Here is a 14,450-nt window from a genome sequence, read left to right as displayed (position 1 = left end):
GACTCAATGGGGGAAAGGGGGCCGTGTGTCCGGACAACAGGAATTGATCGATTATTGATCAGTCACGGCCGCCAATGAGCGGTAATGGCGGTAACCCGCACAGTCTGCGAGACTTGCTGGGGACCTATGAGAAATCCGGGCTAGGGGGACCATTTACATTAATCTATTCAACATGGTCTCCTTAATTATTTTCTTGGTCGAATATTTATATATAGTAAAATATCTACTATGGATTAGAAGTAAAGTTGCAATATAAATCTATAGAGGTATTTATGCTAGAAAATTCTTATGCAATCTACTCTGACAACCCCTATTTGAGGGAAATGGCAGAGCGGATATTAAAAAACAAGCTTAATCAAACTATTTTTTCAGTAGAGTTCACCGGTCCTGTCATTGAGCTTTACGCGGAGAACGACAACCCAAAAAAAAGAAGTCATATATTCATTAGGTCAGACGCCAATGTAAAACTGACCGATCTTATAAAATTAAATTGTAAAATAATTAGATTGTCAGATGAAAGTTTGCCTCAGCAATCGATTATAAAAAATTCGGCTCACCTCAATATCACTGGAATTAATAACTATAGGCTTTGCACCTACGCACTTTCATTAGCAATCAGGATAATTGAAAGCAATCAGGAAATAAAAAAAGCACTAAATCTAATATTATTGCCAAATGCTGGAGATGGAACAAATGAACAAATCAATAAATGACGTCCTCAATGAGTCAACTATCTCCATTGACCTGGAAGCCCTGGATTGGCTTCCACACCAGCGAATCTGCGAAATTCTCGGAAAAGGCCCCCACTGGGCCAAAGGCAAGATCAAAGATGGCAAGTGGAAAGCAGGAGAGCAATACGTCCACGATCCGGACGGAAATATTTGGGTTTCGATCAAAGGAGTAAAAACATGGCTGCTAAACAGTTTCCGACCGGCATACGACCCCACGGCTCCGGCATTAAAATCCGATTCACCTGGAACGGCAGCCGCTTGGAGCCAATCTGGCCGAGGAAACCGACCAAGACCAACGTCGTCCAGGCAGCCCGTTTACGAGCTGAAATCACGAACAAAGCCAAATTCGGAACACTGACATGGATCGAACTTGCGGAGCATTTTCCGCAGTTCGATCAACCCCAGTATCTGGTTAGCGATGTACCCCTCTTCAGCGAATATGCACAACTTTATCTGGATACCGCCTCAATAGGCGATAACACACGGAACACATATAGAAAGGCTCTCATGAAGTACTGGCAACCCCTATACGCGACTCGTCCCATCGATTCATTTTCTGTGTCAGAGCTCAAACAAGACGTTGCTGAAATCGAATGGAGTTCAATGAAAACCAGAAATAACTGTCTAACACCGCTGCGCAGGGTGTTTGAGCTGGCGGTCGATGACGAAGTCATTGACCGGAATCCTGCCGAAAAGCTCAAAAACATGAGACATCAGAAGCCTGAGGTAGACCCCTTCAGCAGCGAGGAGGCTCAACAGATTATTGATTACCTCTACAACAGGCATGGAGACAGCGGGGAGCGAATCTATGCCATTTACGCTCAGTTCGCATTCTGGACAGGGATGCGAACTTCTGAAATGCTTGCCCTCACTTGGAACGACATTGATTGGAACCGGGGCGTCGCCATGGTAAATAAAGCCAGGATTCGAGGCCAACTCAATAAACAAACGAAAACCAAACGCAGTCGTGAGGTCTTTTTGAATGACCATGCACTTGCTGCCCTGGAAGAGGCTAAGGCGCTGACCTATCAGTTTGGAGAACAAATTTTCAGGAGCCCGCGGACCGGCGAATCATGGCTTACAGACAAACCGCCCAGAGTCGTGTTCACGGCGGCTCTGAAGGCGTTAAGGATAAGACATAGGCGAACCTATAACACCCGACATACCTACGCCACACATTGCCTCATGGCTGGGATGAACCCATCTTTCGTAGCAAGCCAACTAGGCCATAGCGTCATAGTTCTGCTGACGACCTATTCGCGTTGGTTACACGGGGAGGAGAGTTCTCGGGAAATGGAGAAATTAAAGGTCGTGAATGAGAAGCGATGATGTCCCAATATTTGTCCCAATTACACCCCAGAGCCACACGCAACCGCACCTAACCATTTGATTTACCGTGCGAGAAAGGACGACATAGAGGATAAAGTAAATTCAAATCCTACCGTCCCGACCAAATCCTCGAATAAAGCCCGGCACCAATTGGTCCGGGCTTTATTTTTTTCAGGCCGGCGTATCCAGGAGGGCCATTTCCAGGATTGCCGCTTCCCGCACTGGCCGGCCCAGATGGAAACCTTGCAGCGTACTACAGGACATCTGATTTAAAACCCTGTGCGCTTCCTCGGTTTCGATACCTTCCGCAACCGTTTCAAAGCCCATGGATTTCAGCATCTGCATGAGCGCTGCCATTTTTTTCTGTTTATCAGAATTGCACTCCACTTCCCTGAAGAGCTTTCCATCCAGCTTTACTTTCGAGACATAGCCAATTTCGGTCAGGTAACTGAAATTTGAATATCCCGCACCGAAGTCATCTATCGCCAGCTGGACGGACTTGGAAGTAAGATACGCGAGCGACTCGTCAAGCTCTTCGGTACGCACGAGCAGCGCCTCCTCCGTCACTTCCACAGTCAACCAGTCGATCACGTCGTACTCGTCCAGAATTTTATGCATCCCATACCGGGGGTCATGGAGCTTCGACAGATTCTGGGGGTGGATGTTGATAGAGATTTGCACGTTTTTCATCCGCTCGTCCGCACTGACCCAGGCGTTGCGTTGTTCAATGGCCCGAGTCAGCACCCAGCAGTCCAGGCTTTCCTGAAGATGAGCGATTTCCGCCGCCTTGAGAATAGGCCCTGGCCCCAGTTCACCCAGCTCCGGATGACTCCACCGAATCAGGGCCTCTACACCCAACAGCTGTCTGTCACCCCCATTACGGAAATACGGCTGAAAAACGAAATGAAGCCCGTTGTCGACGCCTTGTTGAAGCGTGGTTTTCAGTTCGTACTCAACCCTAAGCTGCTCCAGCATTTCATCACTGCGCCCGGGATCAACAAAACTGAACTTCGCACGGCCAGTCTGCTTCGCCCGGTACATTGCAATGTCTGCATTACGGAGCAGAATATCCTGTCGCTCACCATCCTCAGGGTATATCGCGATACCAATACTTGAGGAGATGAACAGTTTCTCCCCGACAATCTCGATCGGATTCTTCAGGCTTTCCAGAATGCGGGCGGCAAACGTCTGGGCACACTCCATCTCCTCCAGTTCGTCCATGATCACCACAAACTCATCCCCGCTTATCCGCGCAAAGAAGTCACAATCACGGATCAGTTGCTGCAGAGTGGCCGCAAAATGCTTGAGTATGGAATCTCCTACCGCGTGGCCAAGAGAATCATTGATCCGCTTGAACTTGTCTATGTCCAGAAACAGCAGTGCGAACCGGGTGCCAGCACGAGCATGCCGCAGCACCGTATCGGTCAGGTGATCGTTAAGATGCAAGCGATTGGGCAGCCCTGTCAGCTCGTCGAACATGGCCATCTCGTGGAGTTCTTCCTCCCGGACCTTGAGTTCTGCTATGTCGTTGCACACGAAAACCCAGCGAACCGATCCGTCCAGATCATCATAGAGCGGGCTCACCGACACATAGTGTGGCTCGATGGCGCCGGCGTTAACGAACAGAAGCTCCCCACGCCATTTGCCATCGCGTTCGGCCATTTGCCAGATTGTATCCAGCGAAAGCTCCTTGTCGGTGGGATGGAAAAAACTCTCGATATCAAAGGGTGCGGAGTCAGACGCCGGCCTCAGTGAGTCGGACAATGCCCGGTTGAGGAAAACCAGTTGCTTTTTATCATCAAACACCGCGATTTTCTCGTGGGTATTGTTGAAAACCTCTTCGGCCAGGGCCATTTGCTTCTGCCGGTACACCATGTCCGAGACATCGCTCTGGATGCCAAGGTAGTGGGTAAGCTTGCCCTCGCTGGTCACCGGCGCCACGCTGAGCCGATTCCAGAACGGCGTACCGTCCTTTTTGTAATTAAGGATCAACTCCCTGCAAGCGCCCTGCTCTTTGATGCAGGACCTGATCGAATCGACAGTTCCAGGGGCGGTATCAGGCCCCTGCAGAAACCGGCAGTTCCGCCCCAGTGCCTCTTCGCGGGCGTACCCTGTCATTTCCGTAAACGCCCGGTTGACGTACAAGATGGGCATGTCTCCGGACTGGGCATCGACGATGATAATGCCCTGATCGGCAGCCTCCATGGCACGGGCCTGCAGAGAGTTGTCGCGCAGCGCCTGCTGCAGGGAGTCATAAAGCTTCAGCAGTTCGGTGTTGTCCCAGAACAGCAGAATAACGCCGCTGAGTTCACCGCTCTCGCTACGATAACTGTTCACGGAAAGCTCGAAGCTGCGCTCACTTCCCTTGATCTGTACGAATTCCGCGCGTTGACTTTTAAATGCCCGGTCAATCAACAGCTTGAGGTTTGGCAACTCCAGCCTGGGCTCCATCTGATCCACCGGTTTTCCCACGCTTTTTTCGTCAAACGCAAATATCTCCGTGGCCGCCGGATTGAAATGTAACACCTTGAGGTCGGCATCCAGCGCCAGCAGCGGATGCGGCAAGCTTCGCTGAAGGTTGCTCAGATCCGCGTGCAGCGCAGCAATTTCGCTCGCCTTGACCTGGATTTCCTGATTGACCGTGGTCAGTTCCTCATTGGTCGACTGCAGTTCCTCGTTGGAGGTTTCCAGCTCCTCATTGGTAGAATGCAGCTCCTCGTTGGCGGACTGAAGTTCTTCGTTCACCGCCTGCAGCTCCTCATTGGAGGTTTCCAGCTCCTCGATCACGGTCTGCAGGTGCTCTCTCATACCGGTCAGCTCAAACTGCAGCTGCTCCACCTGATCGTCGGCCTGTTCCACCGGAATCGGCGGCGTATCGCCTTTGCTGGCCGTCAAATCATAGCGAACCAGATACAGGAACTCCTGCTCGCCCTGCTCAGATAACGGGATCACTTCAAAGTGGAAAAGATGCCCCTCGTGGGCAATCGGCCGGGATTTCTGCACCGAACCGTCTTTACGGGCCTTGAATAGAAGGCTTTTCAGCTCTACCTGAAGACTGCCGTGGACAATATTCTGCAGATTCAGGCTTGCCTTGCCCTTGCTTATTCTGGTGATTTCCCGAAGATCACCGTAGATGAACTTGATATCCATGGCGGCGTCGACCACGAACGCATTTTTCGTAACGTGCCGGGAGATGGCCCGGTTCACCCTGTCACTCAGGGTCTCATAGTTGTTGCCTGCGCGCTCCTCCGCAACAGGGGGCCGTGAGTGCACCGACCGGTTACTCAGTTTGTAACGGCGGTAGATCTCGCTGCCAACGTCATCGTTACGAATCAGCACCCGGCTATCGGTGGAGGAACTTTCGAAGAGTTCACTGCCCGGCAGGGATTCTGATTTGCCCAGAAACAGATAACCTCCGGGGCGCAGAGCGTAATGGAACGTAGCCTGGATTTGCTTCTGAAGTTCCGCTTTCATATAAATCAGAACGTTTCTGCAACTCACCAGATCCATACGCAGAAATGCGGGGTCGCCGACCAGATTCTGCCGCGCGAAAGTCACCATCTCACGAATGTGTTTCTTGACCTGGCAGCCATCACTGGCGGGGGTAAAGTACTTCTCGAGCCGGTCTTTGGACAGGTCCTTGACCGACACTGCCTCGTAGCGCCCGCGTCGGGCTATGGTGAGTGCCGGGATATCGATATCGGTGGCAAAGATCTGAACGTTGTAATCAAAAATATCCGCTCCCAGGGTCTCGTGCAGAAGCATTGCAATCGAGTACGCCTCTTCCCCCGTGGCACAGCCTGCCACCCAGATGCGGATTTCATCACCTGGCCGTTTGTGCTCTACAATATTTTTGAGAGTCCGCCCCAGCTTCTCGAACGATTCGCCATCCCGGAAAAAGGCCGTTACGGAAATCAGCAGATCCTGATAGAGGTGTTGCAACTCAGCCGGGTGCGCCCTGACGAACGTCTCGTACTCCAGCCAGCTTGACGTCTCCGTAGCAACCATACGGCGCTGTATCCGGCGCTGAAGCGTATTTTCCTTGTACTCGGTGAAGTCGACGCCGGTTTCCTGTGAGAGCAGGTCGAGAATACCCACCAGTGCCTCGTTTTTGCCGCCCCGTTCCAACTGCTCTGCAGGTAACTCCGTTTGTGTGGCCAACCTCACCACTTGCCTGGCGATGTCGTTTACCGTCAACACTCTATCGACACAGGCGGTCTCGATGGCTGCTCGCGGCATGCCATCGTACTTCGCTTCCGCCGGGTCCTGGGCGAAGGTAAACCCTTCATACGCTTTTATGACCCGACACCCCTGCGCGCCATCACTCCCGGTACCCGAAAGCACAACGCCAACTGCGCGGGTGGAATAGGCTTCAGCCAGCGATACAAACAACTCATTGGCCGACGGCTTGGGCACGCCGTGTTGCTCTGTGACAGTCAGTCTGACCCGGTGGTCCTGAACCGTGGCATTATGGCCAGGAGGGATCACATACGCAGTGCCAACCTCAACCGGCGCACCGTCTATCGCACTCCGCACCCGGAGCTTTGTCTCCCGCGACAAAAGCTTGGTCAGCATGCTTTCATGATCCGGTGACAGGTGTTGGGCGATGATGAGAGACAGCGCTGCTGACGCATCCAGTTGTTTGAGCAGTTGTTTGAGCGCATCAAGGCCGCCGGCCGATGCGGCAATCCCGACAACCAGTGGATCAGGGGTAGTCTCGGCGGTCATAATTCCAGTCCGTGTTGGTTTGCTAGTGAGATTTCAGCGAAACAAGCAATCGCGCTCAAGCCACTAGCTACAACCGTGATCGCTAACAAGTCAGAGAACTGCGTCTTTCAACGTCAGTCCCATATAGCATGCTACTTTCATCCAATCCGTTAATGGGAACAAGGCCTATTACTGAATAGTCACAAGACATAAAAAAACCGAAGGCGTACCTTCGGCTTTATCTGGCCCCATTGTTTGAGTCAGCGCACCGGCGCGTTCAACACGTCCAGGACATCTTCGAGTTCGGTAATCATCTGACGAATCAATTGCTTATACTGCGAGGTGTCGTCTTTAACCTCATGACTACTGAGCTTCTGCTTCGCACCGCCGATGGTATAGCCCTGATCGTAAAGCAGGCTTCGAATTTGACGAATGGTAATAACATCGGCACGTTGATAATAACGACGGTTACCACGTCGCTTGACCGGCGACAACTGGGGAAACTCCTGCTCCCAGTACCTGAGAACGTGCGCCTTTACCGCGCAGAGTTCGGCCACCTCACCAATGGTAAAGTAACGTTTACCCGGTATCGTGGGTAATTCGTTGTTATGACTGGGTTCCAGCATACGCTTCTACTTTCTGTTTCAGTTTTTGTCCTGGGCGAAACGTAACTACACGCCGTGCACTGATGGGAATTTCCTCACCAGTCTTCGGGTTCCGTCCCGGCCGCTGCTTCTTGTCACGCAGGTCAAAGTTGCCGAATCCGGACAGTTTGACCTGTTCATTATGGCTGAGAGCGCCCCTGATCTCGTCGAAAAAAGCTTCTACCATTTCCTTGGCTTCGCGTTTGTTGAGCCCCAATTCTTCGTACAAGCGCTCCGCCATTTCCGCTTTCGTCAAAGCCGCCATCTGTTAACTCCTCAGTGTTGCCCCCAACTCTTCCTGCAATGCCTCGATGACACCGTTGAAGAGTGAATGCACCTCTTCTTCATTTAGTGTGCGCTCAGGATGCTGCCAGAACAGGCTGAGGGCAAGGCTGCGATTACCTTCGCCCAGGCTTTCACCTTCATAGACATCAAACGCACGCAACGCTGTGAGGTGCTCGCCAGCGTGCTTTTCAGCGACACGCTCAACGTCTGCGAACCCCACATCGCTTCCGATAATGATAGCCAAATCTCGCCGAACTTCAGGGAATTTTGAAATATCTTTGAAATTAGGCACATATCCAGAAACGATCGAATTCAAGAATAGCTCAAACATCAGAATCGTGCCATTAAGTTCCAGTTTTTTCTGAACTTGTGGGTGCAACGTGCCCAGCCAGCCTACATGTTCCCCGCCCCGCAGCAATTCCGCGGTCTGGCCCGGATGCAGGGCGGGGTGGTGGCTGGCAAGGAACTGCACTTCGATCCCGAGAAGACGGAAGAGGCTCTCCATTTCTCCTTTTACATCAAAGAAATCGGCATTTCTGCGACCATTCGCCCAGTTTTCGGGGAACTGAGTGCCAACCACCACACCGGCAAGCATGGGCTGCTGATCGATCCGATCGCCCTCTTTCACAAACCTGAGGCCGGTTTCGAATAGCCGAATCCGTGGTTGCTGCCGATTCTGGTTGTGTGCCACTGTTTTCAGCAATCCGCTCCACAGGGTGGTGCGCATAACCGACAGATCGGCGGAAATGGGGTTCGCAAGAGCGATGCCTTCCCGCTCCGGGTCGACCAGACTCTGGACCTTCGGATCCACAAAGCTGTAGGTGATCGCTTCCTGATAACCACAGGACACAAAGTAATCCTGGACGGCAGACACCGGGCGAACCGCTTCTTCCTGAGGCCGTAGGCCGAGAGACCCTGTGGGCTCTGTCACGGGGAGATTGTTGTACCCGAAGATTCGACCAATCTCTTCAATCAGGTCTTCTTCGATACTGATATCCGGGCGGAAGCTGGGAACATGCACCCGCCAGCCATTTTTCAGGAGCTTATCGATATGAAGTCCCAGCCGCGTCAGAATTTCCTCAACCGTGGTCCGGTCGATTTCGAGCCCCAACACATCAGCAACGCGCTGCTCCCGCAAATCTACCGTGCGGTCTTCCGGCAAGTCCTTCTTGCTGACAACTTCAACAACCTCACCGGGATCGCCACCGACGATGGTCATCAGCAATGCCGTGGCACGCTCCATGGCATCACGGGCGAGCTCGTAGTCCACGCCTCGTTCAAAGCGATGTGAGGCGTCGGTATGAAGACCATAATGGCGAGCCTTGCCGGCCAGGGTAATCGGGTCGAAGTAGGCAGCTTCCAGAATAAGGTCCCGGGTTTTCTCGCTGACACCGGAATGCTCCCCACCCATCACACCGGCAATGGCAATGGGTTTGGCGTGATCCGCAATGACCAGAGTCTCGCTGGTGAGCTCCACTTCCTGCCCGTCAAGCAATACCAGCTTTTCATCCGGCTTTGCCATGCGAACGACAATACCACCCTCAATCTCGTCCCGGTCAAACGCATGCAGGGGCTGACCCAGCTCAAGCATCACATAATTGGTCACATCCACCGCGGCGTCGATAGAGCGAATACCGGAGCGGCGCAGCTTCTCCTGCATCCACAGTGGAGATTCCACGCTCAGGTTCACATTGCGCAGAATCCGGCCCAGGTATCTGGGGCAACCTTCGGGTGCTTTAACGACAATCTCTGGCACCTCAGAGTGCACCGCTTCAACAGGGGCGATCTCCGGGCCTTCAACCACCAGGCTGTTTAACACACCGACTTCCCGGGCGATCCCTTTGATGGAAAGGCAGTCACTGCGGTTCGGTGTCAGATCCACATCGATCGTAACATCGTTCAGCTTGAGAAAATCAGCAAGTTCCTGGCCTACAGGGGCATCCTCGGGCAGCTCCATCAGGCCATCATGGTTTTCCGAGAGGCCCAGCTCGGCTTCCGAACACAGCATGCCTTCCGATGCCTGCCCACGGAGCTTCGCTTTCTTGATCCTGAAGTCACCCGGCAACACGGCGCCTACCACGGCAAAGGGCACCTTGAGTCCATCCCGGACATTGGGGGCACCACAAACCACCTGCACCGTCTGGTTTCCATCACTAACCTGACAGACCCTGAGTTTGTCTGCATCCGGATGGGGCGCTACGGAGACGACTTCACCCACCACAATGCCGCTGAATTTGCCGGCTACAGGCTCGAATCCATCCACCTCCAGTCCCGCCATGGTGATCTGGTCCATCAATGCCTGGGTGTCGTTCGCCGGATTGACCCATTCCCGTAGCCACTGCTCACTGAATTTCATGGTATCTGCCTTGTCCTGGTGCGGTTTTGCCTGTTAATTCGATTGCCCTGATGATGCGCTCAACGGAACTGCCGCAAAAAACGGAGGTCGTTCTCGAAGAACATACGCAGGTCACTCACGCCATAGCGAAGCATGGCCAGACGCTCGACGCCCAGTCCGAACGCAAAGCCACGATACTCCTCGGCATCGATACCGCAATACTCGAAGACTTTGGGGTGAACCATGCCGCAACCCATCACTTCCAGCCACTTGATGCTGCCATCTTCTTCACGCCCCCACTCGATATCCACTTCCGCGGACGGCTCTGTGAAGGGGAAATAGGAGGGACGGAAGCGCACTTCCAGGTCCCGCTCGAAGAACACTCTCAGGAACTCCTCAACGGTGCTCTTCAGATCGGCAAAACTGACGTCTTTTTCCACCAACAGCCCTTCAACCTGGTGAAACATGGGCGTGTGGGTCATATCTGAATCGCAGCGATAGACACGCCCGGGACAGATCATGCGAAACGGTGGCTTGCCATCCTCCATTGTCCGGATCTGCACCGGGGAAGTATGCGTCCGCAACAGAGTGCCCGGATTAAAATAGAAGGTGTCGTGCATGGCGCGGGCCGGGTGGTGCCCCGGAATATTCAGAGCCTCGAAGTTGTGATAATCGTCTTCGATTTCGGGCCCCTGCTCCACGGTATAGCCAGCGCGGGAGAAGAACTGTTCGATACGCTGCAGGGTTCTGGTAACCGGGTGCAGCCCGCCCAGGTCCTGGCCGCGGCCAGGCAAGGTTACATCAATGGATTCACTGGCCAACTTCTGCTCAATGGCGGCTCGCTCGAGGTCCGTACGGCGGGTGTTGATCGCCTGCTCCACCTGCCCCTTGGCTTCATTGATTTTCTGGCCGGCAGCCGGGCGCTCTTCCGCAGACAGCTTGCCCAGTGTCTTTGCCTGTTGGGTGATCACACCCTTCTTGCCAAGGTATTCAACACGAATCTGGTCCAGCGCCTGCAAGCTGTCTGCGCTGTCGACTGCCGCCAGACCGTCCTGAACGAGTTGATCCAGGTTTTCCATTGACCCTGCTCCAATCCAGAAATGGAATCGCTCTAAACAAAAATAGGGGAAGAGCGCGCCCTTCCCCTATCAGAAAGCGTCCTCATGAACCCATGGAGACGCCTGAATCGATCGGTAACCGATGAAAGAGCTAAGCGATCACAGAGACGCTTTTGCCTTCTCAACTACAGCGGTAAACGCCTGCTGTTCGTTCATGGCCAGGTCAGCCAGAACTTTGCGATCGATCTCAACATTGGCCTTTTTCAGACCTGCAATCAGACGGCTGTAGGACAGACCGTTGGCACGGGCGCCGGCATTGATACGGGCGATCCACAGTGCACGGAATGAACGCTTGCGATTGCGGCGGTCACGGTAAGCATACTGACCGGCCTTGATCACCGCCTGCTTGGCTACACGATAAACGCGGCTACGCGCTCCGTAGTAACCCTTGGCCTGATTCATGATCTTCTTGTGACGACGACGTGCTACCACGCCACGTTTTACACGAGCCATACTTTAATCCTTCTACCTTTAAACCTTTACAGGAGTGGTTAGCGGCTGAATCAGCACGCCGTCATACGCTTGATGGAAGCCACATCGGCCTTGGCAATCAGCTTGGTACCGCGGAGCTGACGCTTACGCTTGGGGCTCTTCTTGGTCAAGATATGACTGGTGAAGGACTGCTTGTGCTTGAAGCCGGTGGCGGTTTTCTTGAACCGCTTGGTGGCCCCGCTTTTGGTTTTCATCTTGGACATTTTTAAAACTCCGCATTCTGTTTTTAAGTGATATCAATGTGTCCCTGAACGACAAATCCCCCGCGACCGCGGGGGATCTCACCGGATCAGGTTCACTTCTTCTTGCGGGGAGCCACAACCATGGTCATCTGGCGGCCTTCCATTTTCGGCCGCTGTTCTACCTGGGCAATCTCTTCAATATCCGCTTCGATCCTGTTCATGAGCTTCATACCGATTTCCTGGTGTGCCATCTCACGCCCACGGAAGCGAATAGTGAGTTTGCCGCGGTCCCCGTTTTCAAGGAAACGTACCAGGTTGCGTAGTTTGACCTGATAATCCCCTTCTTCAGTTCCTGGACGGAACTTAAGCTCTTTGACCTGGGTCTGCTTCTGCTTTTTCTTCGCAGCAGCCTTGGCCTTCTTCTCATCGAAGATTTTCTTGCCGTAGTCCATTATCTTACAGACGATCGGATCGGAATCCGTAACCTGAACCAGGTCAAGAGACGCTTCTTCGGCCTGCTTGAGTGCATCTTCGATCGATACGACACCGACCTGATTGCCTTCGGCATCGATCAGACGGACTTCCGTTGCGTCAATATTCTCATTGATCGGCGCTTTTGGTGTACGCCCACCCCGATTCGCTCGCTGTTTAATAATCAGATCTCCGTTTTGGTTCTGCCTTTACGATTGATTTCATCAGCCATCAGCTGCTCAAACGCGTCCAGCGATAAAGTCCCTAAATCTTCGCCTTTACGGGTTCTCACCGCAACGGCGTTGTTCTCGACTTCTTTGTCACCGACAACCACAAGGAAAGGGACTTTGTTAATAGTATGCTCGCGGATTTTAAAGCCGATCTTCTCGTTTCTCAAGTCGGCATTAACCCTATAGCCAAGGGAATCCCATTTTTTTGCCAGATTCTGGCAATAATCCCGCTGATTGTCGGTAATATTGAGCACCGCAATCTGCGTTGGGGCCAGCCAGGTCGGGAACGCACCCTCGTATTCTTCAATCAGAATACCGATAAACCGCTCAAACGACCCCAGAACCGCTCTGTGCAGCATCACGGGCGTCTTACGCTCGGAGTTGTCCGCTACATATTGCGCGCCCAGACGTCCCGGCATGGAAAAATCGACCTGAATGGTACCACACTGCCATACCCGGCCGATGCAGTCTTTCAGGGAAAACTCGATTTTCGGGCCATAAAAGGCGCCTTCGCCCGGCAACAGCTCCCAGTCAACACCCTCGCGATTCAGTGCCTCTTCCAGGGCGGCTTCCGCCTTGTCCCAGACTTCATCGGACCCAACTCGCTTTTCCGGACGGGTTGAGAGCTTGTAGAGAATCTCGGTAAATCCGAAATCTTTGTATATCTCGTGGAGCATCTGGATGAAGTCAGACACTTCCTGCTGAATCGCATCTTCTTCGCAGAAAATGTGGGCGTCGTCCTGGGTAAATCCACGCACACGCATCAGGCCGTGCAACGCACCAGAGGCCTCGTTGCGGTGGCAGGAGCCGAACTCCGCCAGCCTGAGGGGCAGATCCTTGTAGCTCTTCAGGCCCTGGTTGAACACCTGAACATGGCAAGGACAGTTCATGGGCTTGATGGCGTAATCGTGCTTCTCGGACTCCGTGGTAAACATGTCATCCTTGAACTTGTCCCAGTGCCCGGACTTTTCCCACAGTGAGCGGGAGACTACCTGCGGCGTCTTGATTTCCTGGTAGCCATGCTCATGCTGTTTGCGGCGCATGTACTGCTCGATTTCCTGGTACAGGGACCAGCCATCAGGATGCCAGAACACCATGCCTGGTGCTTCTTCCTGCATGTGGAACAGGCTCAATTTCTTACCGATCTTGCGGTGGTCCCGCTTCTCCGCCTCTTCCAGGCGATGGAGGTAGGCCTTCAGGTCTTTCTTGTTGCCCCAGGCAGTACCGTACACACGCTGCAGCTGCTCGTTGCTCGTGTCACCACGCCAATAGGCACCAGCCACCTTGGTCAGCTTGAATGCCTTGAGCTTGCCGGTGCTGGGCACATGAGGGCCACGACACAGGTCGATAAAGTCGCCCTGGCGGTAAAACGACAGATCTTCATCGCCGGGAATGTCCTCAATGATGCGTACTTTGTATTCCTCCCCCATGTCATCAAACAGGCGCACCGCTTCGGCACGGGACATCACCGAGCGAGACACCGGAATATCCTGTTTTGCCAGCTCTTCCATGCGCTTTTCGATCCGGCCCAGGTCTTCGTTGGTAAACGGCCGGTCGAACTTGAAATCGTAATAGAACCCGTTATCCACAACCGGGCCGATGGTCACCTGGGCGGAAGGAAACAATTCCTTAACAGCCATGGCCAACAGATGAGCCGTGGAGTGACGGATAATATCAACGCCGTCGTCATCCCGCTCGGTAACAATGGCGAGATCGACGTCGTCGTCGATGGGGAAGCTGGTATCAACCAGCTTGCCGTTAACACGGCCGGCGATGGCGGCCTTGGCGAGACCCGCTCCGATGTCGGCGGCAACATCATGAACGGTGACTGATTCGGCAAAACTGCGGTGGCTGCCATCAGGCAGGGTTACTACTGGCATAGTTAGCTCCTTGAGTCCCAGAGGTGATCCGTACCAAAGACCACTT

The 14,450-nt window shown here is 53.4% G+C and carries 11 protein-coding genes; 2 read left to right on the top strand and 9 right to left on the bottom strand.

What is annotated here, in order from left to right:
- Window positions 1-272: 272 nt before the first annotated feature.
- Both ABJM11_RS16445 and ABJM11_RS16440 read left to right on the top strand, forming a co-directional pair.
- Window positions 273-713 (top strand): hypothetical protein, encoded by a 441-nt coding sequence (locus tag ABJM11_RS16445; RefSeq protein ID WP_348292703.1) that lies wholly within the window; start codon window positions 273-275, stop codon window positions 711-713.
- Window positions 714-908: 195 nt separating this feature from the next.
- The gene (locus ABJM11_RS16440; RefSeq protein ID WP_348292702.1) at window positions 909-2,060 is read left to right on the top strand and encodes a tyrosine-type recombinase/integrase; all 1,152 of its coding nucleotides are present in this window, start codon (window positions 909-911) and stop codon (window positions 2,058-2,060) included.
- A 171-nt stretch (window positions 2,061-2,231) separates the two neighbouring features.
- Here ABJM11_RS16440 and ABJM11_RS16435 read toward each other — a convergent pair whose 3' ends face one another.
- The 9 genes from ABJM11_RS16435 to thrS all read right to left on the bottom strand — a co-directional run bounded on the left by ABJM11_RS16435 (window position 2,232) and on the right by thrS (window position 14,404).
- Window positions 2,232-6,788, bottom strand: a complete 4,557-nt coding sequence (locus ABJM11_RS16435) for a chemotaxis protein CheB (RefSeq protein WP_348292701.1) — start codon at window positions 6,786-6,788, stop codon at window positions 2,232-2,234.
- Between the two features lie 239 nt (window positions 6,789-7,027).
- Window positions 7,028-7,393, bottom strand: coding sequence for a MerR family transcriptional regulator (locus tag ABJM11_RS16430; RefSeq protein WP_348292699.1), 366 nt, complete (start codon window positions 7,391-7,393; stop codon window positions 7,028-7,030).
- Window positions 7,374-7,676 (bottom strand): integration host factor subunit alpha, encoded by a 303-nt coding sequence (ihfA, locus tag ABJM11_RS16425; protein ID WP_007151838.1) that lies wholly within the window; start codon window positions 7,674-7,676, stop codon window positions 7,374-7,376. The genes ABJM11_RS16430 and ihfA overlap by 20 nt, the downstream gene beginning before the upstream one ends.
- Before the next feature lie 3 nt (window positions 7,677-7,679).
- Window positions 7,680-10,052, bottom strand: coding sequence for a phenylalanine--tRNA ligase subunit beta (gene pheT, locus ABJM11_RS16420; RefSeq protein ID WP_348292697.1), 2,373 nt, complete (start codon window positions 10,050-10,052; stop codon window positions 7,680-7,682).
- Between the two features lie 59 nt (window positions 10,053-10,111).
- On the bottom strand, window positions 10,112-11,110 hold the full coding sequence (pheS, locus tag ABJM11_RS16415; RefSeq protein WP_348292696.1) for a phenylalanine--tRNA ligase subunit alpha: 999 nt from the start codon (window positions 11,108-11,110) through the stop codon (window positions 10,112-10,114).
- Window positions 11,111-11,248: 138 nt separating this feature from the next.
- Window positions 11,249-11,602: a 50S ribosomal protein L20 gene (gene rplT / locus ABJM11_RS16410; RefSeq protein WP_027831417.1), complete on the bottom strand. Its 354-nt coding sequence runs from the start codon at window positions 11,600-11,602 to the stop codon at window positions 11,249-11,251.
- Window positions 11,603-11,652: 50 nt separating this feature from the next.
- Window positions 11,653-11,844 carry a 50S ribosomal protein L35 gene (gene rpmI, locus ABJM11_RS16405; RefSeq protein WP_114613684.1) on the bottom strand — a complete coding sequence of 64 codons (192 nt, stop codon included), beginning with the start codon at window positions 11,842-11,844 and terminating at the stop codon, window positions 11,653-11,655.
- A 92-nt stretch (window positions 11,845-11,936) separates the two neighbouring features.
- Window positions 11,937-12,482 carry a translation initiation factor IF-3 gene (gene infC, locus ABJM11_RS16400; protein WP_150993986.1) on the bottom strand — a complete coding sequence of 182 codons (546 nt, stop codon included), beginning with the start codon at window positions 12,480-12,482 and terminating at the stop codon, window positions 11,937-11,939.
- Complete coding sequence (thrS, locus tag ABJM11_RS16395; RefSeq protein WP_348292693.1) at window positions 12,479-14,404, bottom strand: threonine--tRNA ligase; 1,926 nt, start codon at window positions 14,402-14,404, stop codon at window positions 12,479-12,481. The genes infC and thrS overlap by 4 nt, the downstream gene beginning before the upstream one ends.
- Window positions 14,405-14,450: the final 46 nt, after the last annotated feature.

The sequence above is a fragment of the Marinobacter sp. genome, assembly GCF_039977835.1.
In the GTDB taxonomy this organism is placed as follows: Bacteria; Pseudomonadota; Gammaproteobacteria; order Pseudomonadales; family Oleiphilaceae; genus Marinobacter.
The sequence above is the reverse complement of the archived record's forward strand: the minus strand, read 5'-3'. Positions and strand labels throughout refer to the sequence as shown.

Coding starts and splice junctions, on each gene's coding strand:
- rplT (WP_027831417.1), bottom strand. CDS start 11,602: ATGGCTCGTGTAAAACGTGGCGTGGTAGCACGTCGTCGTCACAAGAAG.
- pheS (WP_348292696.1), bottom strand. CDS start 11,110: ATGGAAAACCTGGATCAACTCGTTCAGGACGGTCTGGCGGCAGTCGAC.
- pheT (WP_348292697.1), bottom strand. CDS start 10,052: ATGAAATTCAGTGAGCAGTGGCTACGGGAATGGGTCAATCCGGCGAAC.
- thrS (WP_348292693.1), bottom strand. CDS start 14,404: ATGCCAGTAGTAACCCTGCCTGATGGCAGCCACCGCAGTTTTGCCGAA.
- ihfA (WP_007151838.1), bottom strand. CDS start 7,676: ATGGCGGCTTTGACGAAAGCGGAAATGGCGGAGCGCTTGTACGAAGAA.
- ABJM11_RS16430 (WP_348292699.1), bottom strand. CDS start 7,393: ATGCTGGAACCCAGTCATAACAACGAATTACCCACGATACCGGGTAAA.
- ABJM11_RS16435 (WP_348292701.1), bottom strand. CDS start 6,788: ATGACCGCCGAGACTACCCCTGATCCACTGGTTGTCGGGATTGCCGCA.
- ABJM11_RS16445 (WP_348292703.1), top strand. CDS start 273: ATGCTAGAAAATTCTTATGCAATCTACTCTGACAACCCCTATTTGAGG.
- rpmI (WP_114613684.1), bottom strand. CDS start 11,844: ATGTCCAAGATGAAAACCAAAAGCGGGGCCACCAAGCGGTTCAAGAAA.
- ABJM11_RS16440 (WP_348292702.1), top strand. CDS start 909: ATGGCTGCTAAACAGTTTCCGACCGGCATACGACCCCACGGCTCCGGC.